Origin of the sequence: Kitasatospora sp. MAA4 (genome assembly GCF_029893355.1) — a bacterium.
Lineage (GTDB): Bacteria > Actinomycetota > Actinomycetes > Streptomycetales > Streptomycetaceae > Kitasatospora.
This window is the reverse complement of the sequence record NZ_JARZAI010000021.1, coordinates 115,953-139,874: the sequence shown is the minus strand read 5'-3', so window position 1 is coordinate 139,874 and position 23,922 is coordinate 115,953. Positions and strand designations below refer to the sequence as shown.

General features: G+C 72.6%; 21 protein-coding genes and 1 rRNA gene. 10 read left to right on the top strand and 12 right to left on the bottom strand.

The window, feature by feature from the left end; all coding sequences use genetic code 11:
- Nucleotides 1-85, top strand: a 5S ribosomal RNA gene (gene rrf / locus P3T37_RS26305); the annotation flags it as partial.
- 57 nt (nt 86-142) lie between these two features.
- On the opposite strand, the gene P3T37_RS26300 is transcribed toward rrf, so the two are convergent.
- Together P3T37_RS26300 and P3T37_RS26295 are read right to left on the bottom strand one after the other, a co-directional pair.
- Nucleotides 143-595: a GNAT family N-acetyltransferase gene (locus P3T37_RS26300; RefSeq protein ID WP_280726357.1), complete on the bottom strand. Its 453-nt coding sequence runs from the start codon at nt 593-595 to the stop codon at nt 143-145.
- Between the two features lie 29 nt (nt 596-624).
- Nucleotides 625-1,416, bottom strand: a complete 792-nt coding sequence (locus P3T37_RS26295) for a VOC family protein (RefSeq protein WP_280726356.1) — start codon at nt 1,414-1,416, stop codon at nt 625-627.
- 188 nt (nt 1,417-1,604) lie between these two features.
- On the opposite strand from P3T37_RS26295, the gene P3T37_RS26290 reads away from it, so the two are divergent.
- From P3T37_RS26290 to P3T37_RS26280, 3 genes are all read left to right on the top strand, one after another.
- Nucleotides 1,605-3,836 (top strand): ATP-dependent RecD-like DNA helicase, encoded by a 2,232-nt coding sequence (locus P3T37_RS26290; RefSeq protein WP_280726355.1) that lies wholly within the window; start codon nt 1,605-1,607, stop codon nt 3,834-3,836.
- A 242-nt stretch (nt 3,837-4,078) separates the two neighbouring features.
- A complete protein-coding gene (locus tag P3T37_RS26285) occupies nt 4,079-5,383 on the top strand; it encodes a citrate synthase (protein ID WP_280726354.1) in 1,305 nt (434 codons plus the stop codon).
- Nucleotides 5,384-5,883: 500 nt separating this feature from the next.
- A complete protein-coding gene (locus P3T37_RS26280) occupies nt 5,884-6,603 on the top strand; it encodes an SDR family oxidoreductase (RefSeq protein WP_280726353.1) in 720 nt (239 codons plus the stop codon).
- A 28-nt stretch (nt 6,604-6,631) separates the two neighbouring features.
- Here P3T37_RS26280 and P3T37_RS26275 read toward each other — a convergent pair whose 3' ends face one another.
- Both P3T37_RS26275 and P3T37_RS26270 read right to left on the bottom strand, forming a co-directional pair.
- Nucleotides 6,632-8,905 carry a heavy metal translocating P-type ATPase gene (locus P3T37_RS26275; RefSeq protein WP_280726352.1) on the bottom strand — a complete coding sequence of 758 codons (2,274 nt, stop codon included), beginning with the start codon at nt 8,903-8,905 and terminating at the stop codon, nt 6,632-6,634.
- Nucleotides 8,906-8,966: 61 nt separating this feature from the next.
- Nucleotides 8,967-9,185 carry a cation transporter gene (locus P3T37_RS26270; protein WP_280726351.1) on the bottom strand — a complete coding sequence of 73 codons (219 nt, stop codon included), beginning with the start codon at nt 9,183-9,185 and terminating at the stop codon, nt 8,967-8,969.
- A 180-nt stretch (nt 9,186-9,365) separates the two neighbouring features.
- On the opposite strand from P3T37_RS26270, the gene P3T37_RS26265 reads away from it, so the two are divergent.
- Nucleotides 9,366-10,535, top strand: a complete 1,170-nt coding sequence (locus tag P3T37_RS26265; RefSeq protein ID WP_280726350.1) for a PP2C family protein-serine/threonine phosphatase — start codon at nt 9,366-9,368, stop codon at nt 10,533-10,535.
- A 10-nt stretch (nt 10,536-10,545) separates the two neighbouring features.
- Here the strand turns inward: P3T37_RS26265 and dhaL are convergent, their stop codons facing one another.
- Both dhaL and dhaK read right to left on the bottom strand, forming a co-directional pair.
- Entirely contained in the window at nt 10,546-11,172 is a 627-nt protein-coding gene (dhaL, locus tag P3T37_RS26260; RefSeq protein ID WP_280726349.1) for a dihydroxyacetone kinase subunit DhaL, read from the bottom strand.
- A gap of 21 nt (nt 11,173-11,193) precedes the next feature.
- Entirely contained in the window at nt 11,194-12,189 is a 996-nt protein-coding gene (gene dhaK / locus P3T37_RS26255) for a dihydroxyacetone kinase subunit DhaK (RefSeq protein WP_280726347.1), read from the bottom strand.
- A gap of 78 nt (nt 12,190-12,267) precedes the next feature.
- Here dhaK and dhaM point away from each other — a divergent pair, with 78 nt between their 5' ends.
- Nucleotides 12,268-12,663, top strand: coding sequence for a dihydroxyacetone kinase phosphoryl donor subunit DhaM (gene dhaM / locus P3T37_RS26250; RefSeq protein ID WP_280726346.1), 396 nt, complete (start codon nt 12,268-12,270; stop codon nt 12,661-12,663).
- 28 nt (nt 12,664-12,691) lie between these two features.
- On the opposite strand, the gene P3T37_RS26245 is transcribed toward dhaM, so the two are convergent.
- Nucleotides 12,692-14,404 carry a bifunctional 3'-5' exonuclease/DNA polymerase gene (locus P3T37_RS26245; RefSeq protein WP_280726345.1) on the bottom strand — a complete coding sequence of 571 codons (1,713 nt, stop codon included), beginning with the start codon at nt 14,402-14,404 and terminating at the stop codon, nt 12,692-12,694.
- Between the two features lie 152 nt (nt 14,405-14,556).
- Between P3T37_RS26245 and P3T37_RS26240 the strand changes: the two genes are divergently transcribed.
- Nucleotides 14,557-16,584 carry a M3 family metallopeptidase gene (locus P3T37_RS26240; protein ID WP_280726344.1) on the top strand — a complete coding sequence of 676 codons (2,028 nt, stop codon included), beginning with the start codon at nt 14,557-14,559 and terminating at the stop codon, nt 16,582-16,584.
- Between the two features lie 72 nt (nt 16,585-16,656).
- Here the strand turns inward: P3T37_RS26240 and P3T37_RS26235 are convergent, their stop codons facing one another.
- Nucleotides 16,657-17,364 (bottom strand): G1 family glutamic endopeptidase, encoded by a 708-nt coding sequence (locus P3T37_RS26235; protein ID WP_280726343.1) that lies wholly within the window; start codon nt 17,362-17,364, stop codon nt 16,657-16,659.
- Between the two features lie 255 nt (nt 17,365-17,619).
- Between P3T37_RS26235 and P3T37_RS26230 the strand changes: the two genes are divergently transcribed.
- Nucleotides 17,620-18,588 (top strand): LuxR C-terminal-related transcriptional regulator, encoded by a 969-nt coding sequence (locus P3T37_RS26230; protein ID WP_280726342.1) that lies wholly within the window; start codon nt 17,620-17,622, stop codon nt 18,586-18,588.
- Here the strand turns inward: P3T37_RS26230 and P3T37_RS26225 are convergent.
- The gene (locus P3T37_RS26225; protein ID WP_280726341.1) at nt 18,585-20,027 is read right to left on the bottom strand and encodes a cellulase family glycosylhydrolase; all 1,443 of its coding nucleotides are present in this window, start codon (nt 20,025-20,027) and stop codon (nt 18,585-18,587) included. The genes P3T37_RS26230 and P3T37_RS26225 overlap by 4 nt on opposite strands.
- A 70-nt stretch (nt 20,028-20,097) precedes the next feature.
- The gene (locus P3T37_RS26220; RefSeq protein WP_280726339.1) at nt 20,098-20,733 is read right to left on the bottom strand and encodes a TetR/AcrR family transcriptional regulator; all 636 of its coding nucleotides are present in this window, start codon (nt 20,731-20,733) and stop codon (nt 20,098-20,100) included.
- Between the two features lie 147 nt (nt 20,734-20,880).
- On the opposite strand from P3T37_RS26220, the gene P3T37_RS26215 reads away from it, so the two are divergent.
- Entirely contained in the window at nt 20,881-22,119 is a 1,239-nt protein-coding gene (locus P3T37_RS26215; protein WP_280726338.1) for an acyl-CoA dehydrogenase family protein, read from the top strand.
- Nucleotides 22,120-22,130: 11 nt separating this feature from the next.
- Here P3T37_RS26215 and P3T37_RS26210 read toward each other — a convergent pair whose 3' ends face one another.
- Together P3T37_RS26210 and P3T37_RS26205 are read right to left on the bottom strand one after the other, a co-directional pair.
- The gene (locus tag P3T37_RS26210; RefSeq protein WP_280726337.1) at nt 22,131-22,325 is read right to left on the bottom strand and encodes a DUF1918 domain-containing protein; all 195 of its coding nucleotides are present in this window, start codon (nt 22,323-22,325) and stop codon (nt 22,131-22,133) included.
- Nucleotides 22,326-22,429: 104 nt separating this feature from the next.
- Nucleotides 22,430-23,245, bottom strand: a complete 816-nt coding sequence (locus tag P3T37_RS26205; protein ID WP_280726336.1) for an enoyl-CoA hydratase/isomerase family protein — start codon at nt 23,243-23,245, stop codon at nt 22,430-22,432.
- A gap of 105 nt (nt 23,246-23,350) precedes the next feature.
- On the opposite strand from P3T37_RS26205, the gene P3T37_RS26200 reads away from it, so the two are divergent.
- On the top strand, nt 23,351-23,842 hold the full coding sequence (locus P3T37_RS26200; protein ID WP_280726335.1) for an NUDIX hydrolase: 492 nt from the start codon (nt 23,351-23,353) through the stop codon (nt 23,840-23,842).
- Nucleotides 23,843-23,922 lie beyond the last annotated feature (80 nt).

Genomic DNA, 23,922 nt, shown 5'->3' with positions numbered 1-23,922 from the left:
TTACATTCCGAACCCGGAAGCTAAGCCTCACAGCGCCGATGGTACTGCAGGGGGGACCCTGTGGGAGAGTAGGACGCCGCCGAACAATCATTCCAAAGAACCCCCATCCGAGAAATCGGATGGGGGTTCTTTGCGTTTCCGGTCAGAGCTGGAGCTTGAAGCCGACGTGCGATCCGGTGAAGCCCAGCCGCTCGTAGAAGCGGTGCGCGTCGGCCCGGCTCGCGTCCGAGGTGAGCTGCACCAGATTGGCTCCCAGTGAGCGGGATTCGGCGATCGCCCATTCGATGAGCCGGCTGCCCAGGCCGTTGCCGCGCTCGTCGGCGTGGACGCGGACCGCCTCGATGACGGTCCGCGTCGCGCCGCGGCGGGAGAGTCCGTGGATGACACTGAGCTGGAGAGTACCGACCACCCGGCCGTCCCGGACGGCCACGGTCGGATGCTGGTTCGGATCGGCGGCCATCCGCTCGAAGGCCTCGTAGTACGGCGTCAGATCGTCGGGGGACTCGCGGCCGACTCCCAGGGAGTCGGCCGCGAGCATGGCGACGATGGCGGGGATGTCCTGCGGTGTCGCCGGGCGGATCACGAGATCGTTCATTGGCCCAGCCTAGAAGGGGCCTGGAGGGGTCACTCCCCGGGGGCGGCGCTCGTGATGACGGAGAACACCGCGCCGTGCGGGTCGGCGAGTTGGGCGAAGCGGCCGACGCCGGGGGCGTCGTACGCAGGGGCCCGGACGGCGCCGCCGAGCTCGGTGGCCCTGGCGACGACGGCGTCGACGTCGGCGACCTCGAAGTAGGGCAGCCAGTGCGAGCCGGTGCCGGCCGCCGTGCGCTCGGGGAGCAGCACGGCGATGCCGCCCTGGCTGGCGTCCGTGCCGCCGCCGACCGGGGTGACCACGGTGTAGGTGAAGTCGCCGAACGGGACGTCCTGCTCCTGCCAGCCGAAGACGGTGCGGTAGAAGGGCTTGGCAGCGGCCGGGTCGCTGGTGTGCAGCTCCGTCCAGCAGAGCGTGCCGACCTCGGTGACGGCCTCGAGACCGGCGGTCTCGCCGGGCTGCCAGACGGCGAACTCGGCGCCGGTGGGGTCGGTGTACCCAGCCATCCGGCCGTTGGTGAAGACGTCGAACGGTCCGAACCGGACCGTTCCGCCGGCCTGCTCCACGAGCTTGCTGGTCTGGTCGGCGTCGGCGGTGTGGAAGTAGATCGTCCAGGCGCTCTTGGCGCCCTCCTCGGTCAGCGGGCCGATCGCGGCGACCGTCCGCCCGCCCTGCTGGAGGAAGCCGTAGCCACCGGACTCGGGGCCGGCAGAGGCGAACGTCCAGCCGAAGAGGCCGCCGTAGAAGGCCTGCGAGGCCTCGCTGTCGGCGCTGCCGAGGTCGAGCCAGTTCGGGGTGCCGGGAATGAAGTTGGTCGTCAGCATGGTCGTTCCGCTCCTTTGCGGGCCCGGACGCCGCGTCGGCGGCCCCGGGCAGGACGAAGTGTTCCCTCTGCCACTTCAGCCTGGCACCAGGTACTGACACCTGCGCTTCGACCGGCTCGGCCCGGGCTGTCGCCGCGGGACGGTACGGTGCGTAGCGGAAGCTCACGAGTACCACGAGGGGGTCCCGGATGGGTGCGCAGCCGGTGCAGGCGGCGGCTCCGCGGCAGCTCGCCCAGGTGGAGGGGGTGCTGGAGCGGATCACCTACGCCAACGAGGAGACCGGCTACACGGTGGCCCGGGTCGACACCGGCCGCGGTGCCAACGACCTGCTGACGGTGGTCGGGTCCCTGCTGGGCGCCCAGCCGGGCGAGTCGCTGCGGCTGCACGGGCGCTGGGCCTCCCACCAGCAGTACGGCAAGCAGTTCGTGGTGGAGAACTACACCACCGTGCTCCCGGCCACCGTCCAGGGCATCCAGCGCTACCTGGGCTCGGGCCTGATCAAGGGCATCGGCCCGCGCTTCGCGGAGCGGATCGTCGAGAAGTTCGGCGCCGACACCCTGGAGGTGATCGAGCAGGACCCGAAGCGGCTGATCGAGGTCCCCGGGCTCGGGCCGAAGCGGACGAAGATGATCGCCGCGGCCTGGGAGGAGCAGAAGGCGATCAAGGAGGTGATGGTCTTCCTCCAGGGCGTCGGCGTCTCCACCTCGCTTGCGGTGCGGATCTACAAGAAGTACGGCGACAGTTCGATCGGTGTGGTGAAGAACGAGCCCTACCGGCTGGCGTCGGACGTCTGGGGCATCGGCTTCCTCACCGCGGACCGGATCGCGCAGGCCGTCGGCATCCCGCACGACAGCCCCGAGCGGGTCAAGGCGGGCCTGCAGTACGCACTGTCGCAGTCCAGCGACCAGGGCCACTGCTACCTCCCGGAGGAGCGGCTGATCGCCGATGGGGTGAAGCTCCTCCAGGTGGACGTCGGCCTGGTGATCGACTGCCTGGCCGCGCTGGTGGCGGAGGAGGGCGTGGTCCGCGAGAGCCTGCCGGGCGACGGCGGGGAGCGGGTCACCGCGGTCTATCTGGTGCCGTTCCACCGGGCCGAGATCTCCCTCTCGAACCAGGTGCTGCGGCTGCTGCGGGCGGAGACCGACCGGATGCCCGGCTTCGCCGACGTGGACTGGCCGAAGGCGCTGGGCTGGCTGGCCCGGCAGACCGGGGCCGAACTGGCGCCGGAGCAGCAGGAGTCGGTGCGGCTGGCGCTGACCGAGAAGGTCGCGGTGCTGACCGGTGGCCCGGGCTGCGGCAAGTCGTTCACCGTCAAGTCCATCGTGACGCTGGCCCTGGCGAAGCGGGCCAAGGTGCTGCTGGCCGCGCCGACCGGGCGGGCCGCCAAGCGGCTGGCCGAGCTGACGGGACATCAGGCTTCTACCGTGCACCGGCTGTTGGAGCTGCGGCCGGGCGGTGACGCGGCCTACGACCGGGACCGTCCGTTGGACGCCGACCTGGTGGTGGTGGACGAGGCCTCGATGCTCGACCTGATCCTCGCCAACAAGCTGGTCAAGGCGGTGGCACCGGGTGCGCACCTGCTGTTCGTCGGGGATGTGGACCAGCTGCCCTCGGTCGGCGCCGGGGAGGTGCTGCGCGACCTGCTGGCGGACGGCGGCCCGATCCCGTCGGTGCGTCTGACCAGGATCTTCCGGCAGGCCCAGCAGTCCGGCGTGGTGACCAATGCGCACCGGATCAACGAGGGACTGCCGCCGATCACCGAGGGCCTGCCGGACTTCTTCCTCTTCGTGGAGGACGACACCGAGCGGGCGGCCGGTCTGGTGGTGGACGTGGTGGCGCGCCGGATCCCGCAGAAGTTCCGGCTGGACCCGCGCCGCGACGTCCAGGTGCTGGCCCCGATGCACCGCGGCCCGGCCGGCGCGGGCAACCTCAACACGCTGTTGCAGGCCGCGGTGACTCCCGGCCGGGAGGGGCTGCCCGAGCGGCGGTTCGGCGGGCGGACCTTCCGGGTCGGCGACAAGGTCACCCAGATCCGCAACAACTACGAGAAGGGGCAGAACGGCGTCTTCAACGGCACGGTCGGCGTGGTCACCGCGCTGAGCGTCGAGGAGCAGAAGCTCACCGTGCTCACCGACGAGGACGAGGAGGTGCCCTACGACTTCGACGAGCTGGACGAACTGGCTCACGCGTACGCCGTCACCATCCACCGCTCGCAGGGCAGCGAGTACCCCGCGGTGGTGATTCCCGTCACTACGTCGGCCTGGACCATGCTGCAGCGCAACCTGCTCTACACCGCCGTCACGCGCGCCAAGAAGCTGGTCGTGCTGGTCGGGTCCCGCAAGGCCCTTGGCCAGGCGGTCCGTACGGTCAGTGCGGGCCGGCGGCACTCGGCGCTGGATCACCGGCTGGCCACCGGGTGACCATCGGATGACCTCTGAAGGCGCGGGGCGGGCCGCGGGCTCCGGCGAGGGTATCTTGACGTGAAGAAATTGATGGACCAGCCTAGTCTTGACGCGATCTTGTCCGGTTCGTAGTGGCTGAGGCGTCAGCTTTTGTAGAACAAGGCTCTTTCGGGCCACCCCGGGTGCGCGACCGTCCTCCGGATGGGGGAGGGTGGAGACAGTCAGGGCACCTTGGAAGAGGATTCATTTCGTTGGTGAGGATGAGCGTGAGCGAGAACAGTCAGGACGCAGTAGTACTGCGGTACCAGGGCGGCGAGTACGAGTACCCCGTCGTCGCGAGCACTGCGGGCAACGCCGGCTTCGACATCTCGAAGCTGCTGCCGCAGACCGGCCTGGTCACCCTGGACAACGGCTTCGGCAACACCGCTGCCTACAAGTCCGCGATCACCTTCGTGGACGGCGACAACGGCATCCTGCGCTACCGCGGCTACCCGATCGAGCAGCTGGCCAACCAGGGCAGCTTCATCGAGACCGCGTACCTCCTGATCAACGGTGAGCTGCCGTCCGCCGACCAGCTGGCGGAGTTCAGCAACGAGATCACCCAGCACACCCTGCTGCACGAGGACGTCAAGCGCTTCTACCAGGGCTTCCCGCGGGACGCCCACCCGATGGCGATGCTGTCCTCGGTGGTCGGCGCGCTGTCGACCTTCTACCAGGACAGCCACAACCCGTTCGACGCCGGCCAGCGCCACCTGTCGACCGTCCGGCTGCTCGCCAAGCTCCCGACCATCGCGGCCTACGCGTACAAGAAGTCGGTCGGCCAGCCGTTCGTCTACCCGCGCAACGACCTGAGCTACGTCGAGAACTTCCTGCGGATGACCTTCGCGGTCCCCGCCCAGGACTACGAGCTCAACCCGGTGATCGTCGACGCGCTGGACAAGCTGTTCATCCTGCACGCGGACCACGAGCAGAACTGCTCGACCTCCACCGTGCGCCTGGTCGGTTCCAGCCACGCGAACCAGTTCGCGTCGATCTCGGCCGGCATCTCGGCGCTCTGGGGCCCGCTGCACGGCGGCGCCAACCAGGCGGTGCTGGAGATGCTGGAGCAGATCCAGCAGGACGGCGGCGACGTCGACGCCTTCATCCGCAAGGTGAAGAACCGCGAGGACGGCGTGAAGCTGATGGGCTTCGGTCACCGCGTGTACAAGAGCTTCGACCCGCGTGCCCAGCTGGTCAAGGGCCTGGCGCACGACGTGCTCGCGCAGCTCGGCCAGTCCGACGAGCTGCTGGAGATCGCGCTCAAGCTCGAGGCGCACGCGCTGAACGACGACTTCTTCATCTCGCGCAAGCTGTACCCGAACGTGGACTTCTACACCGGCCTGATCTACCGCGCCATGGGCTTCCCGACCAGCATGTTCACCGTGCTGTTCGCGATCGGCCGGCTGCCGGGCTGGATCGCCCACTGGCACGAGATGATCAACGACCCGGGCAGCCGGATCGGGCGTCCGCGCCAGATCTACACCGGCACCGCGATCCGCGACTACGTCGCCCTGGGCGAGCGCTGACCGCTCCCGCTCACGCTTCAGCCGAAGGGCCCCACTGCTGCTGGCAGTGGGGCCCTTCGACGTACCGGCCGCAGCCGGCGACGTGGTGCGGCGCACGACGCCCAGGGAGTCGGTGCTGCCGGGGAAGGCCGCTCAAAGCATCCCCGACCACACCGGTCCCCGGCGCCGTGCGCGAGGCCGTCCGGATGGGACGGCCGTCCCGGGGCCCGCCGGAGCCCCGTCGGCGGCAGTCACCGCGATCGTGCGGGCCCCGGAGGGGGGTGGGCCGCACAGTTGCCGTTCCGCAGTTCCCTGCCGCACTTCACAAGGTAAGACGTATTGGGGTCGGCAAAGTTACGTTTGGGCAGTGTGAGTTGGCTCTCGCTACATTCCGTATACGGATGGACAGTCTGCTCATACCACACCGCCCGGCCGGAGTTACGTCACCCTCCCCGTAACTCTCGCAACCCAGCGTGATAGGAATCGTGGCATTCCGGTACGGAAGGGCGGGAGTTGTGCAGATGGCCAGAAACGTAGTCGTCACCGGCGGTGGCACGGGCATCGGCTTCGAGATCGCCCGGCGGTTCGCCGAGGCGGGCGACCGGGTGGTGATCGTCGGCCGTCGGCGCGCGGTCCTGGAGGCGGCCGCCGCGAGCCTGGGCAGATCCGTCACGCCGCTGGTCTGCGACCTGGCCGACCCGGACGCCGTGGAGGCCGCGCTGGGGGCGCTGCCGAGCCGGATCGACGTCCTGGTGAACAACGCGGGCAGCCGGGAGACCGGCTTCGTCGCCGGACCGCACGCGCTGCTGGCCCGCTGGCGCGGGGACTTCGAGCGCAACGTGCTGACCGCGGTACTGCTCACCGAGTCCGTCCGGGACCGGCTCACCCAGGGCTCCGGCCGGGTGGTCACGGTCAGCTCGATCGCCGCGCTGCGCGGCGCCGGCTCGTACGGGGCCGCCAAGGCCTCGCTGCACGCCTGGAACAACTTCCTGGCCGCGCAGGTCGGCCCGTCCGGCATCACCGCCAACATCGTCGCCCCGGGCACCGTGGCCGGGACGGAGTTCTTCGGCCCCCGGCTGGACGAGGCGGAGGTCTCCCGGCGGGCCGCCCGCACCCTGCTCGGCCGGATCGGCGAGACCGGCGAGGTCGCCGCCGCGGTCTTCTTCCTGGCCTCGGCGGACGCCGGCTTCATCACCGGCGAGATCCTGCACTGCAACGGCGGCGAGATGCTGGGGCACTAGGCTCCAGCATCTCGTCCGCGGGGTGTGCTCAGGCGGCGAAGCGGCGCAGGCGCAGGCTGTTGGTGACCACGAAGACCGAGGAGAAGGCCATCGCGGCCCCGGCCACCACCGGGTTGAGCAGGCCGGCGGCGGCCAGCGGGATCGCCGCCACGTTGTAGGCGAAGGCCCAGAACAGGTTGCCCTTGATGGTGGCCAGCGTCCGGCGGGAGAGCCGGATCGCCTGGGCCGCCGAGCGCAGGTCGCCGCGGACCAGGGTCAGGTCGCCGGCCTCGATGGCGGCGTCCGAGCCGGTGCCCATGGCCAGGCCCAGGTCCGCCTGGGCGAGCGCGGCGGCGTCGTTCACGCCGTCCCCGACCATCGCCACCGAGCGGCCCTCGGCCTGCAACCGCCGCACGGTGGCCACCTTGTCCTCGGGCAGCACCTCGGCGATCACGTCGGCCGCGTCGATGCCGACCTCGGCGGCGACCGCCTCGGCCACCGCGCGGTTGTCGCCGGTCAGCAGCACCGGGCGCAGGCCCAGCGCCCGCAGCTCGCGCACCGCCTCGGCGCTGGTGGGCCGGACGGTGTCGGCCACCACCAGGACCGCGCGGGCGGCGCCGTCCCAGCCGACCGCGATCGCGGTGCGCCCGGCGGCCTCGGCGGCGGCCTTGGCCTCGGCGAGCGCGGGGGGCAGCGGCTGCGACCGGTCGGCCAGCAGCTCCGCCCGTCCGGCGATCACCGCGTGGCCGTCCACCACGCCCTGCACGCCCCGGCCGGGCAGGTTCTCGAAGCCCTCGACGGGCGGCAGGGCGCCGAGCTGCTCGGCCGCCGCGGCAGCCGCTATGGCCGCCGCGATCGGGTGCTCCGAGGCGTGCTCCAGCGCGCCGGCCAGCCGCAGCGCCTCGGCCCGGGAGACGCCCTCGGCGGTGTGCACGGCGGCCAGCGACATCCGGCCGGTGGTGACCGTGCCGGTCTTGTCCAGCACCACGGTGTCCACCCGGCGGGTGGTCTCCAGCACCTCGGGGCCCTTGATCAGGATGCCCAGCTGGGCGCCACGGCCGGTGCCGACCATCAGCGCGGTCGGGGTCGCCAGGCCGAGCGCGCACGGGCAGGCGATGATCAGCACGGCGACGGCGGCGGTGAAGGCCTCGGTGGGGCTGCTGGTGACCAGCAGCCAGCCGACCAGGGTGCCCAGCGCTATCAGGATCACCACCGGTACGAAGACCGTGGAGATCCGGTCGGCCAGCCGCTGCGCGGCGGCCTTGCCGTTCTGCGCCTCCTCGACCAGCTTGGCCATCCGGGCCAGCTGGGTGTCGGCGCCGACCCGGCGGGCCTCGACGACCAGGCGGCCGCCGGCGTTCACGGTGGCGCCGGTGACCTGGTCGCCGACCGTCACCTCGACCGGGACGGACTCGCCGGTCAGCATCGAGGCGTCCACGGCGGAGGCACCCTCGACCACCACGCCGTCGGTGGCGATCTTCTCGCCGGGGCGGACCACGAAGCGGCTGCCCAGCGTCAGCCGGCCGATCGGGATCCGCACCTCGCGGCCGTCCTGGAGCACCGCGACGTCCTTGGCGCCGAGGTCGAGCAGGGCGTGCAGGGCGGCGCCGGCCCGTCGCTTGGAGCGGGCCTCCAGCCAGCGGCCGAGCAGGATCAGCGTGGTGACGGCGGCCGCGGTCTCCAGGTAGAGGGCGGAGGAGGTGTCCTGGCCGCCCACCGAGAGGCGGAACTCGTGGCGCATCCCGGGCATGCCCGCGGTGCCGAGGAACAGCGCCCAGACCGACCACCCGAAGGCGGCCAGCGTGCCCAGCGAGACCAGGGTGTCCATGGTGGCCGCGCCGTGCTTGAGGTTGGTCCAGGCGGCCCGGTGGAACGGCCACCCGGCGTACACCACGACCGGGCCGGTCAGCGCGAAGGCCAGCCACTGCCAGTCGTTGAACTGCAGGGCGGGCACCATCGAGAGCAGCACCACGGGGACGGTGAGCACAGCGCTGACGCGCAGCCGGTCGAGCAGCGGGTCGGGCGCCTGAGCGGTCTCTCCTTCGGCATCGGCGGGCTCGGCGGGCGCGGGCGGCGGCGGGGGCAGCTCGGCGGTGTAGCCGGTGCGCTCGACGGTGGCGATCAGGTCGGCCACGGTCACCGCCGGCCCGAAGTCGACCCGGGCCTTCTCGGTCGCGTAGTTGACGGTCGCCTCGACGCCGTCCATCCGGTTGAGTTTCTTCTCGATCCGGGCCGCGCAGGAGGCGCAGGTCATCCCGCCGATCGAGAGCTCGATCCGGTCCCGCACGATCGGGCTGTCTATGCCTGGGGAAAGTGTGCTCATCAGTTCCGCTCCTTGGGGGAGAGAGTACGGGGGCGGCCGCGGGGTCGCCCCCGTACGGTGCTCAGGCTGACCGGCCCACCAGTTCGTAGCCCGCCTCGTCGATCGCGGCACGCAGGGCGCTCTCGTCCAACGGCTGCTGGGAGGAGACCGTCACGGTTCCGGCCTTGGCGTCGGCGGCGACCTCGGTGACGCCGGCGATCGTGGAGATCTCGCTGCTCACCGACTTCTCGCAGTGGCCGCAGCTCATGCCGGTGACGGTGTAGGTGGTGATGTTGGACATCGTGGGCCTCCGTAGGGGTCAGGGTGCGGCTCGCACCCGCACAGTCAAGAACACGATACCCCCCAGGGGTATTCCGAAAAGGCGGGGGGTCTCGGGGCGGATCGGGTGATGGCACCGTCCGCTAGCAGACAGTAGTCGTACGGGTACCCTCTGTCCGACTCGCCGCGTAATGTTCCCCTCGTGTCCCGTCTCCGCCGCGTTGTCACCGCGCTTGCGCCCGAGGCCTCCGGGCTGCCCCGGGCGCGCCGCCGCCGCGCACTGCTCGCCGTCGATCTCCGGGACGTCCCGCTGCACCGCAGGGTGGCGCCGGCGGTGCTGGCCATCCTGGCCGTCACGGCGGCGGATCTGGCGATCGGTCAGGAGCGCTACCTGGCACCGCTGATGATCGTCGTGCCGTCGATCGCCTCGCTGACCCTCTCGGCCACCGAGGTGCTGATGATCTGCACGGTGGGGCTGGGCGCGCTGATCGGCCTCAACCACTACGACCACGTCACCGACCCGCACGACCGGCGGTTCCTCTTCGGCTCGATGATCACCTACGTCTCGCTGACGCTGTTCAGCGCGTATGTCGCCAAGATCCGGATGCGCCGCGCGGCGGCCTTCGCGGCGGTCAGCTCGGTGGCCGAGGCGGCCCAGCGGGCGCTGCTGCGCCAGCCGGGGCCGGAGGTCGGGCAGCTGCGGCTGTCGGCGCGCTACGCTTCCGCGGCCGACGAGGCGCGGATCGGCGGCGACCTCTACTCGGCGCTGGACACCGGGGCCGCGACCAGGGTGGTGATCGGGGACGTCCGGGGCAAGGGCCTGGAGGCGGTCCAGACGGCGGCCGTGGTGCTCGGCGCGTTCCGCGAGGCGGCCTACGACGAGGCCGGGCTGCGCGGGGTCGCGGCGCGGATCGAAGCCAGTGTGGAGCGCCATGTGCCGGACGGCGAGTTCACCACCGCGCTGTTCGCCGAGTTCCGCGGCCCCGGGGTGGTCGAACTGCTGCAGTACGGGCACGTGCCGCCGCTGCGGGTGCGCAAGGACGGCGAGACCACGGTGCTGGAGGCCCCCGACCCCTGGGTGCCGCTGGGGCTCGGGCGCCTCGCGCCGGGCAAGCCGCAGAGCTGGGACCAGCCCTTCGAGGTGGGCGACGTGATGGTGCTCTGCACCGACGGGGTGGTCGAGGCCCGGCAGCGCACCAGCGGCGCGTTCTACCCGCTGGAGGAGCGGGTCGGCGCGCTGGTGGCGGGCTGCGGGGACTCGGGCGCCGACCTGGACGCGGCGCTCGCGCGGCTCTACGCGGACCTGTTGCAGCACACCGGCGGCGAGCTGAGGGACGACGCGCTGCTGCTGCTCCTCAGCCGCACGCGGTGATGGTTGGCTTCTAGGCTCCGGCGGCGCGGGCCAGTGCGCGGAAGAGCAGGGCGGTGGAGGTGGCGCCCGGGTCCTGGTGGCCGACGCTGCGCGGGCCGAGGTAGGAGGCGCGGCCCTTGCGGGCCTCCAGCGGGACGGTGTCGCGGGCGCCGCGCTCGGCGGCCTCGGCGGCCAGCGCGGCGGCCTCGCGCAGGCTGAAGCCGTCGAAGGCGGCCCGCTCCAGCGCGGCCACCGCCGGTTCGAAGGCGTCCACCATGGTCTTGTCGCCGGGCACCGCGCCGCCGAGCTTCTGGACGGCGGACAGGCCCGCGCGCAGGGCGGCGGCCAGGTCGGTGATGTCGGCGGCCGGCGCGGGCAGCGCGGCGCCGGTGGTGCGCAGTGCGCTGCCGTACAGCGGGCCGGCGGCCCCGCCGACGGTGGAGATCAGCGTCGTGCCGGCCCTGCTCAGCACCCCGCCCACCGGGGTGTCGGGCGGCAGCGCGTCGAGGGCGGCGAGGACGGCGGTGAAGCCGCGCCGCAGGTTGGCGCCGTGGTCGCCGTCGCCGATCGCGGCGTCCAGTGCGGTCAGTTCCGGCTCGTGCTGCTCGACGGCCGCGGCGGCGGCGCGCAGCCAGCCGAGGGCGAGATCGGTGTCCATCTCTCTCCTTTTGAGCCGGGGCTACGGTCGGCGCAGGGCCGGGGTGCTGGCCGGGGCGTCCCAGAGGTCCAGCAGGCGGGCGTCGGCCTTGGTGAGCGTGAGCGAGAAGCCTGCCATGTCCAGGCTGGTCACGTAGTTACCGACCAGGCTGCGGGCGATCCGGATGCCGCGTTCGGCCAGCTTGGCGGCGACCTCGCCGAAGACGATGTAGAGCTCCAGCAGCGGGGTCGCACCCAGGCCGTTGACCAGCACGATCGTCTCGTGGCCGGCGCTCAGGGTGTGCTCGGAGAGCACGGCCTCCACCACCTCGGCCACCAGCTCGCGGGCCGGGCGCAGCGGTGCGCGGCGGCGGCCGGGCTCGCCGTGGATGCCGACGCCGACCTCGACCTGGTCCTCCGGCAGCTCGAAGCCCGGCCTGCCCGCGGCCGGGACGGTCGCGGCCGACAGCGCCACGGCGAACGAGCGGGAGGCCGAGTTGGCGAGCTGGCCGGCCGCTGCCACCTCGGCGGCCGTCCCGCCGCGCTCGGCCACGGCGCCGGCCGCCTTCTCGACCACCACCGCCGCGCCGGTGCCGCGGCGGCCGGCCGTCCAGGTGGAGTCCCGGACGGCGACGTCGTCGTTCACCAGGACCGTGCGCACCTCGATGCCGTCCTCGGCGGCCAGCTCGGCGGCGAGTTGGAAGTTCAGCACGTCGCCGGTGTAGTTCTTCACCACGAAGACCACTCCGGCGCCGCCGTCGGCCGCCTTGATCGCGGCGAGCAGCTGGTCGGGCACCGGGGAGGTGAAGACCTCGCCCGGGCAGGCCGCGTCCAGCATGCCGGGGCCGACGAAGCCCACGTGCAGCGGCTCGTGGCCGGAGCCGCCGCCGGAGATCACGGCGACCTTGCCGGGCCGCGGGCCGCCGGCGCGAAGGACCACCCGGGCGGCCCGGTCCACCGTCAACTCCGGGTGGGCGGCGGCGATTCCGGCGAGGGCGTCGTCGAGAACGGACTCCGGGGTGTTGATGAGCTTCTTCATGGCGGCGTCTCCGGTGGGGGCGGTCGAACCGGGCTCGCCCTCGACGCTAGCCCACCGCGGTGGTTCTACGCTGGTGGCATGACGACGGTATCGGTGGGAATCGTCCTGGTCTCGCACAGTCCGCTGTTGGCGGCCGGGTTGAGCGAGCTGGTCGGGCAACTGGGTGGCGGGAGGGTCGCGGTGGCCGTCGCGGCCGGGACGGCGGACGGGGCGCTCGGCACCAGCTACGACCTGGTGCTGAGCGCGGTGCGGCAGGCCGACAGCGGCGCGGGCGTGCTGGTGCTGCCCGACCTCGGCAGCTCGGTGCTGACCGCGCGGGCCGCGCTGCAGGACCTCGGGCGGGACGAAGTCGTGCTGGTGGACGCGCCGTTCGTGGAGGGGGCGGTGGCCGCGGTGGTCACCGCCTCGACCGGGGCCGAGCTGGCCGAGGTGCTCGCGGCGGCCCAGGACGCCCGGCACGCACCGAAGTTCTAGGCCCCGGCGGAAGTTCTGGGCCCCGGGGCTACTTGGCGTCCGCGTAGCACTCCACCACGGCGGTGCTCATCGGGAACTGCACGGGCGTGTCGCCGAAGACCAGCCGGCTGGCCTCGACCGCGGCCTCGGCCACGGCGGCGGCGGCCTCGTCCGCCAGGTTGGCCGGGGTGTGTACCACCACCTCGTCGTGCTGGAAGAAGACCAGGTGCGGCCGGTCGGCGGGCGGGGCGTCCAGCGCCAGGAGCCTTCGGCGCAGCGCGGCGAGCAGGGCCAGCGCCCAGTCAGCGGCGCTGGCCTGGATGACGAAGTTGCGGGTGAACCGGCCGCGGGCGCGGGCCGAGCGCCCAGCTGGGTCGGAGGCGTCGGTGCCCGGGGCCAGCGCCTCGGTGAGATCCAGCCAGGCGTCGGACGGCGGCGGGCAGGTGCGGCCCAGCCGGGAGTGCACGATCCCGCCGTCCTCCCCGGTGCGGGCGGCCGCCTCGACGTAGCCCATCGCGGCCGGGTAGCGGTGGCGCAGGGTGGCGAGCAGCGGGCCGATGTCGCCGCTGGTCTGCCCGTACATCGCGCCGAGCAGACCGAGCTTGGCCTTGTCCCGGTCGCCGCGGAAGGCGGAGGCGGCCAGCGCCTCGTACAGGTCGCCGCCGGCCGCGGTGCGGATCAGGCCGGTGTCGCCGGAGAGCGCGGCGAGCACGCGCGGCTCCAGCTGGGCCGCGTCGGCCACCACCAGCTCCCAGCCGGGGTCGGCGACCACCGCGCGGCGCAGGATCCGCGGGATCTGCAGCGCCCCGCCGCCCCGGCTGGCCCAGCGGCCGGAGACCACGCCGCCGACCACGTACTCGGGGCGGAACCGGCCGCCGCGGGCCCAGGCGTCCTGCCAGGCCCAGCCGTGCGCGGCGTGGATCCGGGCCAGCTCCTTGTAGCGGATCATCAGCTCGGCGGCCGGGTGGTCGACCTGGCGCAGCTCCCAGGACCGGGTGGAGGTCAGCTGGATGCCCTGGTCGGCGAAGGCGCGCAGCACCTGGCTGTGCGAGTCGGGGTTGAACGGGCGCCCGCCGAGCGCCTGTTGCAGCTGGGTGGCCAGCTCGGCCAGCCGGGCGGGCTGGGTGCCGGGGATCTGCGGGCGCGGGCCGAGCAGCTCGGTCAGCAGCGCGTCGTGCACCTCGGTACGCCAGGGCAGGCCGTCCTGCTGGATCTCGGCGGCGACCAGGGCGCCGGCCGACTCGGCGGCGACCAGCAGGCGGAACCGGGAGCGCTCGGCGTCGTCCTCGATCGCCGCCAGCCGTCGCTGCTGGTCGGCGTGGACGGCCAGGACGGCTGCCAGCGGGTCGGTGCCGGGCGGGAGCTGCAACCGGTCGGGGGCGAAGAGGGTGTCCTGGAGCTCGGCGCCGGCGGTGTCGGGCAGGTCGGCCGGCACCGGCAGGCCGTGCAGCCGGGCCCAGCCGGCGCCGAGCGAGCGGGGCGCGCCGAAGCGGCCCTCGTGGGCCAGCAGCAGGGCCTCGACCAGGCGCAGGTCGTGGCAGCGGCCCAGCCGGTCCGGCAGGTCGGGCAGCAGCGGGCCGTAGGCGGGCTCGGTGGCGGCCCAGACCCAGCGCGGATGGTCGGCGGCCTCCAGCTCGGCCACCGGGCCGGCCAGCTCGGTGACGGTGATCGGGGCGCCGAGCGCCGTGCCGTCGTCGGTGAGCCGCTGCAGGCGGCCGCCGGGGCCGTGGGCATCCGGGACAAGGGCGATCCGGGGCGCCATGGCGGCCTCCTCCCTGGGTGGGTCGGTACGGATGATGCGGGTGGTCGGTGCGACGTTAGCCGGTGGTACTGACAGTGGACGCCAGGCCGAGCCGGACGGGCTCTGCCCGCGAGGGCCTCGTCGGGCGCGATGACGGCGCGTAGGGTCTGCGGGTGACGAAAAATCCCTTCCTCGCGCCCAGCGCACTGCCGTACCAGCTGCCGGACTTCGCCGCGATCCGTGAAGAGCACTTCCGGCCGGCCCTCGAACAGGGCATGGACGAGCAGTTGGCGGAGATCGCCGAGATCACCGGCAGTCCCGAGCCGGCGAGCTTCGAGAACACCGTGGTCGCGTTGGAGCGCTCGGGTGGCCTGCTCCGGCGGGTGCTGGCGGTCTTCGACAACCAGAACTCCGCGGTCACCAACCCGGCCGTGCAGGCGCTGGACGCCGAGTTCCGGCCCAGGCTGGCCGCGCATCGCGACGCCGTCCACCTCGACCAGGCGCTCTTCGAGCGGATCGACGCGGTGTACCGCCGGCGCGCCGAACTCGACCTCGACCCGGAGTCGCTGCGGCTGGTGGAGCGCCGCCACAACCGGTTCGTCCGGGCCGGGGCGCAGCTTCCGGCGGCCGACCAGCAGCGGTTGCGCGAGCTGAACGCGCAGATCGCGGCCGCCGGCGGCGACTTCGAGCGGAACGTCTTCGAGGCGACCGCGGCCGACGCGCTGGTGCTGGACAGCGCCGAGGAGTTGGCGGGACTGACGGCCGGCGCGATCGCCGCCGCGGCCGCCGGCGCCCGGGAGCTCGGCCACCCCGGCAAGTACGTGCTGAGCCTGAAGAACTTCTCCGCCCAGCCCGAGCTGGCCTTTCTGACCGACCGCGAGGTGCGCCGCCGGCTGATGGCGGCCTCGCTGGGGCGGGCGGAGCGGACCAACGGCCCGGTCGCCGTCCGGTTGGCGGGCCTGCGGGCCGAGCGGGCCGCCCTGTTCGGCTACCCGAGCCACGCCGCGTACGTGGTCGCGGACGAGACGGCGGGCACCGTCGAGGCGGTCGACGCCCTGCTGGCCCGGCTGGTCGCGCCGGCCGTCGCCAACGCCGAGCGGGAGGCCGAGCGGCTGGTCCGGGCCGCCGCCGCGGACGGTGTCACCGACTTCGGGGCGCACGACTGGGCGTACTACGCCGAGCAGGTCCGCAAGGCCGAGTACGACCTCGACGCGGCGGCCCTGCAGCCCTACTTCGAGCTCGAACGAGTCCTGCGGGACGGGGTGTTCCACGCCGCCGGGCAGGTCTACGGGCTGACCTTCAGCGAGCGGACCGACCTGGTCGGCTACCACCCCGAGACCCGGGTCTTCGAGGTCTTCGAGGAGGACGGCAGCCCGCTGGGCCTCTACCTGGCCGACCTGCACGCCCGCCCCTCCAAGCGCGGGGGCGCCTGGATGGACGAACTCGTCGGGCAGTGCGGGCTGTTCGACCGCAAGCCGGTGGTCTTCAACAACCTCAACATCGGCCACGCCGGGCCCGGCGAGCCGGTGCTCCTCACCGGCGACGAAGTCACCGTCCTGTTCCACGAGTTCGGCCACGCGCTGCACGGGCTCTTCTCGGACGTCCGCTACCCGCTGCTGGCCGGCACGGCCGTGCCGCGGGACTTCGTGGAGTTCCCCTCGCAGGTCAACGAGATGTGGGCGAGCTGGCCGGCGGTGCGGGCCAACTTCGCCAAGCACCACGTGACGGGCGAGCCGCTCCCGGCCGAGCTGGTCGAACGGCTGGCCGCGGCCGGGAACTTCGGCCAGGGCTTCCGGACCGTGGAGTACCTCGCGGCGGCGCTGCTGGACTGGGCCTGGCACTCCGTCCCGGCCGGTGCGCCGATCGCGGACGCCGCCGAGTTCGAGGCCAACGCGCTCAAGGAGGCGGGGCTCGCGGTCGCCGCGATCCCGCCGCGCTACCGGTCGACCTACTTCAACCACATCTTCACCCACGACTACAGCGCGGCCTACTACGCGTACATCTGGTCGGAGGTGCTGGACGCCGACTCGGTGGAGTGGTTCCGCGGCAACGGGCTGACCATCCGCGAGAGCGGCGAGATCTTCCGGCGCGAACTCCTGGCCCGGGGCGGCAGCGTGGACGCGATGGACGCGTTCCGCGCGGTGGTCGGTCGCGACCCCGACACCATGCCGCTGCTGGCCCGGCGCGGGCTGGCCGGCTAGCGAGAGACTGGTGCACCGGTGCGCCGCGGGGTGAATCCCCGCGGCGCACCGGGCAGTTCAGGGAGCCGGTGGTCAGCCGGGGATGATCGAGAAGGCGCCGTTCTGCAGGGCCGTCTCGGTGTACGGGCCGCTGTCCATGGACTCCGGGCTGTAGTTGTCGAAGACCTGGCCGTTGACCTTGATGTTGGAGAAGCTCAGACTGTCCCACGACGGGTAGCTCTGGCTCGGCGACTCGATGACCGCCTCCGCGCTGACGTTCTGGCCGTTCAGGCGCTTGGTGGTGGTCTTCGTCCAGCCCTGGGTGTTGTCCGTCAGCTTGAGGGTGTAGCTCCCCCGGCTGGCACTGACCACGCTGGCGGTGAAGTTGTCGCCGGCGCTCACCGGGTTGCTGAAGTAGACCGGCCCCGCCGGGTACATCTCGTACCAGCCGGAGTAGACCGGGGAGCCGCTGGAGCAGTCCACCTGCACGCCGGTCTGCTCGACGGTCTGCGAGCCGTAGCCGTCGATGCCGACCCAGGGGGCGAACAGGTCGTTGGTGGTGTTGCACTGGACCTGCGGCATCGTCCAGGAGCCGGAGATGCTGGTGAAGTTGCGGCCCTGGGCGACGTAGCCACCCCAGGTGCTGTTGCCCGAGAAGTTGGCCGGGTTGCCGTAGTGGTGGGCCGTTCCGAAGCTCGTCGCGGTGGCCGCGGTCGCGGGTGCGGCGATCGCCGCGCCGGAGAGGGCGAGCAGGGCGGCGAGCCCTGCGCGGGCGGCCCGGACAGTGCGAAGGCTGGACATGGGGGTCTCCTCGCGTGGGGGTACGTGGATGTGCTCCGGCGCACCGCCGGGTGGGGGACCGGCGGAGTTCCTGAGTGATGCGGATCAGCCTGGGGTCGGTGGACGACCTACAGGAAGGTGGTGGGCGGGGCCGGAACCCGACATGGCGGAAACATGTCATTCGATCAAGCTCTTGATTTCCGGCCTGACGTGGACCACAGTCGGGTCTCTCGGGCCGAACGGAACGGCAGCCTGGACAGCGGGGAGTGGTGCCGGGTGGCGGAGCAGCGGACCGCACGGTTCAGCGGCCTGGGGCTGGCCGCCGACGAGGAACTGATCTATCTGCACCTGCTCGGGACCACGGCCGGCACTGCCCAGCAGCTCGGCACCGCACTCGGCCTCGGCATCGAGCGGGCGCTGGCCGCGCTGGCGGCGCTGGCCGTCCACGGCCTGGTGGAACGGCCGGGCACCGACGGCCTGTTGTGGAGCGCGGCGGCGCCGGACGTGGCGCTGGAGGAGTTGCTGCTGCGGCGCGAGGTCGAACTGCGGCGCACCCGCGGCCGGATCAACGAGCTGATGCGCACCTACCGCCGCTCCCGGCCGGGTTCGGAGGCCGGCGAGCTGGTCGAGATCATCAGCGGCCGGGAGTCGGTCGCGGAGCTCTGGCGCAGTCTCCAACTCGGCGTCCGCACCCAGTTGCGGGTGATGGACAAGCCCCCGTACATCCGGCGATCCGACCCGGAACTCGAATTCTCCATGCTGGCCCGCGGGGTGCGGCTGAAGACGGTGTACGAGAGCCGGGTACTGCGCGAGCCGTCCCGGCTGGCCGAGATCTATCCCGTGATGGAGGCCGGCGAGTTGGCCCGGGTGCTGCCCGAACTTCCTTTGAAACTGGCGCTGGTGGACGATCGCTGGGCGCTGCTGCCGGTCAGCTCGGGCACCGAGCTGGAGAGCGTGCTGCTGGTCCGGCCGTCCTCGCTGCTGGACGCGCTGGCCGGGCTCTTCGAGCTGTACTGGTCGCGCGCGATGCGGATGCCCGCGCCGGAGTCCGCCGAGCTGCCGCAGGACCGCCACCGCCAGCTGCTCGCGCTGCTGGCCGCCGGTCTGACGGACGAGAGCATCGCCCGTCAGATGGGCGTCTCCACCCGTACCGTGCAGCGCTGGGTGCGCGAGCTGATGGACCGCTTCGGCGCCCGCACCCGGTTCCAGGCCGGTATCCAGGCGGCCAGGGCGGACTTGCTCTAAGACCCTGCGGTGACGGTGATGGTGACCGCGGTGCCGGGGCGGGCGCGGGGGAGCAGGACGCGGGCGTGGCCGGGCCGACTGGTGTCGACGACCGCCACCGGGGTGCCGGTGACCCGTACCCGGGCGCCGGGTGGGATCGCCAGCTCGCTCCAGCCGCCCTGGCCCGTGCTGAACTCCAGGGTGTAGGTGGTGCCGTCGAAGGACACCGTGACCGGCCGGCCGGCCAGTGCGATCGGGTACGGCGCGAAGGCGGGCCCGTCACCCGGTGCGGGACGGCCGTCGGTCCCGAGCGCGCAGTAGCCGCCGTCCCCCTGGCACCAGTACCACATGGTCCAGCCGGTCGCGAAGCCGGACATCGCAGCGACCTGCTCGCGGACCAGCTCGGTGTTGCCCGGCGTGCGCGGGTTCGGCGGCCCCCACTCGCCGACCAGGACGGGCAGCCGGTGGGCGCGCGGGTAGCCGGTGATGGCGGCGGTGTAGGCCCCGATGAAGCCGTCGGAGGGGTTCCAGTCGGCGCCGTTCTCCACCGCGGTGTCGTAGAAGTGCGGTGCGTAGCCGAGCCGCGGCGCGCCCGCGCGCGGGTCGGTGAAGCCGGGCAGCTGGGTCGGCACGCCCTGGCCGACCAGCACGGTGGGCTCGACGAAGAGCCAACTGCGGTTGTCCACCGAGCGGATGGCGCCGATCAGCCGCTGGTACATGGCGGCGAGCCGGCCCTGTTCGAGGACGGCGGAGGAGGCCGCCAGCACGCTCGGGTCGGTGGGGTCGCCGTCGATCGGGCCGAACGGCTCGTTGAACAGGTCGTAGCCCAGCAGCGAGCGGTAGCCGCGCAGTTCGGAGGCGATCCGGGTGTAGAACTCGGCCTGCCATTGCCGTAGGTCGGGGTCGTCGTAGAGGTGCCGGAAGGCGGCCTGGACGGAGGGTTGGAAGTAGCCGGCGAACCAGTCGCTCGGGTCGGGGACGAACGGCAGCCCGTCGTCGCGGGTGGCCCAGACCGGGATGCCGCGGTCGCCTCCGCCGAACTGCGGTCCGTAGACGTCCTGGTGGAAGTCGATCAGGGCGAGCAGGCCGTATCGGTCGGCCCAGGAGAGGAGTTGGCGCAGCTTGCCGAGTTCGGTGCTGTCGTACCGGCCGCGGGCGGGCTCCAGGCGGTTCCAGGAGATCGCGACGCGCAGCAGGGTGAAGCCGTGTGCGGCGATCGAGCGGACGTCGGCTTCGGTGGTCTCGTCGTACTTGTCCACGTTGAAGCCGCGCAGTTGGAGGGTGCGGCCGGCCGGGTCGGTGAAGAGCGTGCTGCCGTCCGGGGCGGTCGTCGTTCCGGTGGGGAACTCGGCTTGGCTGTAGTGGAGTTGACTACTCGTGGCAGCCGGCGCGGCGGCGCCGGTGGTGAGGGCGGCGGCGAGGGTCAGCGACAGGGCGGCGGCGGTTCGGCGGACGCGCACGGGCACCTCGCACGGGGCTCGGTGATGAGGGATCGCCGATCCTGCCGGATCGTCCGGAGCTGCACAAGGGTTACGGCGTGGGCGGGGTCGGCGGGGGTGCGGAGGGCAGGGGCGCGGCCGGGAGCGGGGCGGCGGCTGCGAGCCGTCCCCAGAGCAGGTCGGCCAGCGCCTGCACCATCCGGGCCCGCGGGCACGGGCGTTGCTCCAGCCACCAGTCACCGGCCGCCAGCACCATCCCGGTGATGGCCCGGCCCCAGGTCTCGGAGAGCAGCGGCGCGTCCGGGCCGAGGTCGACCTGCGCGGTCACCGCCCGGGTGATCTCGTCGGCGATCTGCCGCATCGCGGGCGCCAGTGCGCTGCCGACGCCGTTCGGGTCGCCCGCCTCGGGATGGGTCAGCAACTGGTAGACCTGCGGCCGGGATTCGATCCCGGCGAGGTAGGTGTCCAGGACGAGTTCGACGCGTTCGCGGCGTTCCAGCGGCTCGGCCAGCGCGGCGCGCATCGCGTCCAGCAGGCCGGAGGTGTGGCGCTCGGTCAGCGCCTGGAAGAGGCCGTTGCGGTCGCCGAAGTGCCGGTACAGGATCGGTTTGGTGATGCCCGCCTCGGCGGCGATGGCGTTCATGCTCGCCCCCGGCCCGTCCCGGCGGACCACTCGGTCTGCGGCGTTGAGCAGTTGCTCCCTGCGCGGTGCCTCCAGGGCTGCCACCCGGCCCCTCCGTCTTCTCGTGCGCTCGTTGACATCCGTTACCTATGAGTAGCAGACTCCCACCGATGTTACCCGCGGTAACACCTGGCGGCGCGACCTTGAGCCCTCGCCACCCCCGATCTTCGACCCATGATCCCTGGAGGCACCATGAGCCCCTTCTCACTGGAGCTCGGCGAGGACCAGCTCGCCGTCCGCGACTGGCTGCACGGCTTCGCCGCCGACGTGATGCGCCCGGCCGCCGCGGAGTGGGACGAGCGCGAGGAGACCCCCTGGCCGATCATCCAGGAGGCCGCCAAGATCGGCATCTACTCGCTGGACTTCTACGCCCAGCAGTACTTCGACCCGTCCGGCGTCGGCATCCCGGTCGCCATGGAGGAGCTCTTCTGGGGCGACGCGGGCCTGGGCCTGGCCATCGTCGGCACCACGCTGGCCGCCGTCGCGGTGCTGGCGAACGGCACCGACGAGCAGATCGGCACCTGGGCCCCGCAGATGTTCGGCACCCCCGACGACGTCAAGGTGGCGGCCTTCTGCTCCTCCGAGCCGGACGCCGGATCGGACGTCTCGGCGCTGCGCACCCGTGCCGTCTACGACGAGGCCAAGGACGAGTGGGTGCTCAACGGCACCAAGACCTGGGCCACCAACGGCGGGATCGCCGCCGTCCACGTCGTCGTCGCCACCGTCGACCCGGCGCTCGGCGCGCGCGGCCAGGCCTCGTTCGTCGTCCCGCCGGCCACGCCAGGGCTCAGCCAGGGACAGAAGTTCAAGAAGCACGGCATCCGCGCCTCGCACACGGCCGAGGTGGTCCTGGACAACGTCCGGGTGCCGGGGCACTGCCTGCTGGGCGGCAAGGAGAAGCTCGACGAGCGGCTCGCGCGGGCCCGCGAGCGGGCGGCGGGCGGGGGCAAGACCGGCTCGGGCGCTGGGAAGAACGCCGCGATGGCCACCTTCGAGGCCTCCCGGCCGGCCGTCGGAGCGCAGGCCATCGGGATCGCCCGGGCCGCGTACGAGGTCGCGCTCGACTACGCGAAGACCCGGGTGCAGTTCGGCCGCCCGATCATCGACAACCAGGGCGTCGCGTTCACCCTGGCGGACATGCGGACCCGGATCGACGCGGCACGGCTGCTGGTCTGGCGGGCCTCCTGGATGGCCGCCAACCAGCAGCCGTTCACCGCCGCCGAGGGCTCGATGTCCAAGCTCTACGCGGGTGAGACCGCCAAGTGGGTCACCGCGCAGGCGATGCAGATCCTGGGCGGCAACGGGTTCACCCGCGAGTACCCGGTGGAGCGGATGCACCGGGACAGCGCGATCTACACCATCTTCGAGGGGACCAGCGAGATCCAGCGGCTGGTCATCGCGCGGACCATCTCGGGCCTGCCGATCCGCTGATCTCCTCGGGATCAGCCCTGGTCGCCGGGGTGCTCGACGATGCCGTCCGGGCCGGGGAAGACCAGCGCCTCGGTTCCGTCGTCGTACCTGACCATGTACGGCGGCCCGCCGTCCGCACCGCGCACCTCGACGATCTCGCCGGTGCGGTCGGCGACGCCGACCGCGTTGCTGTGGATGTGCAACCGGTCGCCCACTGTTGCCTGCATGCCGGGACTCCTTGCTGGTGAGAGGACAGCTCCTGGAATGCATCTCACCAGAGAGCCGCCGGGTGCACGCCTCGCGTTACTCCGTACGGCAGCGGGGGCCGGGATCAGAAACGGGGTTCGCGCCGTTCCAGGAAGGCCGCCAGCCCCTCCCGGACGTCCGGCGTCCGGCGGGAGCGGTGCTCCCAGTCGGCGAGGGCGGCCGCCGGGTCCTCGGACTCCAGCGCCGCCTTCGCGGCGCCGATCGTCTGCGGTGAGCGCCGGGCCAGCAGCTGGGCGAACTCCAGCGCGCGTCCGTCCAGTTGGTCGGCGGGGTGGACCTCGTCCAGCAGTCCGAACAGCTCGGCGCGCCGAGCGCTCACCAACTCGCCCGAGAACAGCAGGTACTTGGCCCGGGCCGGTCCGACCAGGCGGGCCAGCCGGGTGGTCGGCACGGCCGGGTAGACCACCCCGAGCTTGGCCGGCGTGATGCCGAGCCGGGCGTCCTCGGCGCCGAACCGCAGGTCGCAGGCGACCGCCAACTGGCAGCCCCCGCCCACGCAGGAGCCGTGCACGACGGCGAGCGTCGGGTGCGGGAAGGCGGCCAGCGCCTGCTCGGCCGCGACGTTCTGCGCGTGGTACGCGTCCGCGCTCGCGCTGTCGCCGTACACCTGCGACAGCTCGGCGATGTCGGCCCCCGCGCTGAACGTCCGCTCCGCGCCGGTGAGCAGCAGGGCGCGCACCCCCGGGTGCGCGGCGAGAGCGCCCAGCACGTCCGGCAGGGCCCGCCACATCGCCAGCGTGACGGCGTTGCGCCGCTCGGGCCGGTCGATGACGAGGACGGCGACGCCGTCGTGGCGCACACCCTCGGGGACGTACGCCTGCAGGCCGGTCACCTGGGAGGGGAGCGCGCTGCGGCCTGCGAGCAGGATCTGGTCGGTCATGGCCCCCACTCTGCCAGGTCGCCGCTCGAGTCCGACCACATGGTTGAATGCCCGCGACAGAGCGTCCCGCAGACCGTGTTGAGCCAGTCAAGGAGTCGACCGACCATGGCCCAAGAGCCGTTGCTTCCCCGCGACCAGTGGCTGGCCTCGCTGCCGCGTTCGTACACCGCCGCCGGGACCCTGCTCACCGACGAATCCGGTCGCGTCCTGGTCCTCAAGCCCAACTACCGCCCCGGCTGGCAGTTCGCGGGCGGCACGGTGGACCGCGGTGAGGACGCGTACGAGTGCGCCCGCCGCGAGCTGCTGGAGGAGACCGGCCTGCGGATCGAGCCGGGCCGGCTGCTGGTGGTCTCCTGGACCCACCCGTCCGCCGAACTCAACCACCCTGCCGTGCACTTCATCTTCGACGCGGGGACGGTCCCGGTCGGCACGCCGATCGACCTCCAGGAGGAGGAGCTGGAGGAGTACCGCTGGGTGGAGCCCGCGGAGGCGATGGTGCTGCTCGGCCCGGCGCGCGAGCTGCGGCTGCGGGCGGCGCTGGCCGCGCGGGAGGACGGCGAGGTGCGAATCGTCGCCTCCACCATCACCGGGATCTGACGGCGGCCTCTACCGCGTGGCGCTGCGAACTCGCACACTGGGGCTCCTAGTCTCAGCTCCAGGGCTGCTGCGACCGCGTT